The organism is Mesorhizobium sp. M7A.F.Ca.ET.027.03.2.1, assembly GCF_003999175.1.
In the GTDB taxonomy this organism is placed as follows: Bacteria; Pseudomonadota; Alphaproteobacteria; order Rhizobiales; family Rhizobiaceae; genus Mesorhizobium.
The window spans coordinates 1-2360 of sequence record NZ_RZOM01000973.1; the positions used below are offsets into that span (position 1 = coordinate 1).

At 60.2% G+C, this 2360-nt stretch carries 4 protein-coding genes; 2 read left to right on the forward strand and 2 right to left on the reverse strand.

The annotated features are described in order from the left end of the window. Nucleotides 1-126: 126 nt before the first annotated feature. A complete protein-coding gene (locus tag EN750_RS29810; RefSeq protein WP_127398883.1) occupies nt 127-723 on the reverse strand; it encodes a cold-shock protein in 597 nt (198 codons plus the stop codon). 217 nt (nt 724-940) lie between these two features. On the opposite strand from EN750_RS29810, the gene gloA reads away from it, so the two are divergent. After that, the gene (gene gloA, locus EN750_RS29815; protein ID WP_127332092.1) at nt 941-1381 is read left to right on the forward strand and encodes a lactoylglutathione lyase; all 441 of its coding nucleotides are present in this window, start codon (nt 941-943) and stop codon (nt 1379-1381) included. Nucleotides 1382-1527: 146 nt separating this feature from the next. Next, complete coding sequence (locus tag EN750_RS29820; protein WP_127398882.1) at nt 1528-1812, forward strand: DUF2218 domain-containing protein; 285 nt, start codon at nt 1528-1530, stop codon at nt 1810-1812. 112 nt (nt 1813-1924) lie between these two features. Here EN750_RS29820 and EN750_RS29825 read toward each other — a convergent pair. Then, the coding region (locus tag EN750_RS29825) for an outer membrane beta-barrel protein (protein WP_145968037.1) at nt 1925-2360 on the reverse strand (436 nt) is incomplete at its 5' end.

Genomic DNA, 2360 nt, shown 5'->3' on the forward strand with positions numbered 1-2360 from the left:
GTCCGCGGAGGTCGGCTTTTCGGAATAGAAATAACCACCGGCAGCGGCGATGACGGCAATCGCGCACATCGCGCCCGCGGTCAGCCAGTTCCTGTAAGCCATTCGAGATCCTCGGCCGGAAACGCCCTAGTGCGAGACCGGCAAGGTCCCCATATCGGGGTGAATTTCGGCGGCCATAAGGCCTTTGTCGCCGCGTCCGAAACGAACCAGCACGACCTGCCCCGGCCGGAGCTCGGTGATACCGTAGCGGCGCAAGGTCTCCATATGGACGAAGATGTCCTCGGTGCCCTCGCCGCGGGTGAGAAAACCAAACCCCTTGGTGCGGTTGAACCATTTCACCAGGGCGCGTTCGAGACCGCTCTCCGGCGTCACCGCGACATGGGTGCGCTGCTCCTGCATCTCGGCCGGGTGGACCGCGGTGGTGACGTCCATAGAGAGCACCCGGAAGGCCTGCAATCCGCGGTCGCCATGTTTGACGAGGCAGACCACGCGTGCGCCCTCCAGGGCCGTCTGAAAGCCATCCCTTCGAAGACATGTCACATGGAGGAGGATATCGCCGGAAATGCCGCCATCCGGCAAAATGAAACCATAGCCCTTGGCCACATCGAACCACTTGATGGCGCCGGCTATTTCGAGCAAGTCCGCGGCATCGCCGCCTTCGTCACGCTGCAAGGCGTCGCCGAGGGGTCCGTCCCGCCCCGTCAAAGAGGCCTTTTCCCCCATAAGAATGCCCCCTTTTTTCAAGAACACCGCAACTGATTCTTGCCAACAGATTAACACTGCGGCTTCCGGTCTGTGCAAGACCTGCCGTGCCTTTTTTCACGGTTCATTTGGGCAATACCGGATTTGTTCTTTGCCGGCATTGCGCACCGCCGCACGATTGCCCTTTGACAGGGCCGACCCTATGTTGCGCCGCAACGCAATTTATCGAGGAAATCACATGCGCTATCTGCACACCATGATCCGCGTCACCGACGTCGATGCCTCGCTCGACTTCTACTGCAACAAGCTCGGCCTCAAGGAAGTGCGCCGCTACGAAAACGAGCAAGGCCGCTTCACGCTGATCTTCCTCGCGGCCTCCGAAGACGAGCAAAGCGGCATCGCCGACAAGGCACCGCTGGTCGAACTGACCTACAATTGGGATCCGGAAGACTACAAGGGCGGACGCAATTTCGGCCACCTCGCTTATGAGGTCGACGACATCTACGCCACCTGCCAGCATCTGATGGACAATGGCGTCATCATCAACCGGCCGCCGCGCGACGGCAACATGGCTTTCGTCAAGTCGCCGGACGGCATCTCGATCGAGCTTCTGCAGAAAGGCCCGGCCAAGGCCAAGGCGGAGCCCTGGGCTTCGATGGCGAACACCGGAAGCTGGTAGCCGATCACGCTGTCTTGAGCGGACAATACCAGGCTGACGGCCCAGTACCGTTTGGTTTTTCAGGGGCGGCGCCTATCTGTCTGGCTGAGGCGCCAGGCTTGGGCCGGTGCCCCGGCCACGCAACAGGCGCTTGCCCAGGAGAATCCATGCCGACCAGCCATGCCGACGTCGCCACCGAACATGCCAGCCGCTACCTGCAGCAGCTGTGCAAGCACTGGGCGCACAAATTCCCGGTCGAGTTCGATCCCACCCACGGCACCATCGATCTTTCAATGGGCCGTACCGTCATGGATGCCGATGCGGCGACACTGCATATCACGGTGTCGACTGACGAAGCAGGATCGATCGGGCGCCTGGAAGGCGTTGTCGCCGATCACATCAAGCGCTTTGCTTTCCGCGAAGAGCTGACCTTCGACTGGAAACCGGTCTGATCCGCGATCAGCCGCAATGGCGGACACCGGCGCTGTCGGCAACCGGGGCGCCTGAAAAAATTATGGCGTCGCTGGTCGCGACGCCATCTGAACCATCGAAACGGCCGATCGATCAGAACTTGTAGTTCAGTCCGATCTTTATCGTATGGGCGTCGATCTTCACCTTCGCTTCGTCACCATCGAGGTCGCTCAAATCAACCTTGCCGAAATCGAAGTACTGATATTCCAGCTTGGTGGTCCATTTGTCGGAAACGGCCCATTCGACACCGCCACCGACCGTGTATCCGAAACGACCGCCGCTTTTCGACGCATTGTTGTCCGGATCGGGATCGCCGCCGTCGAGGTCGCCGTAGCTGACTTTGTAGTGCGTGGCCGCCGCCCCGCCCTTGGCATAGATCAGCAGCGTGTCAGCCGCGAAGCCCAAGCGTGCAGTCAGGTCGCCATAGACGCCCAGCTTCGTCGATCCGAAATTGTCGGGACTTTCGACGACAAAATTATCACCACGAACCCCCAGATAGCCCAGATCGGCTTCAACACCGTATACGAAC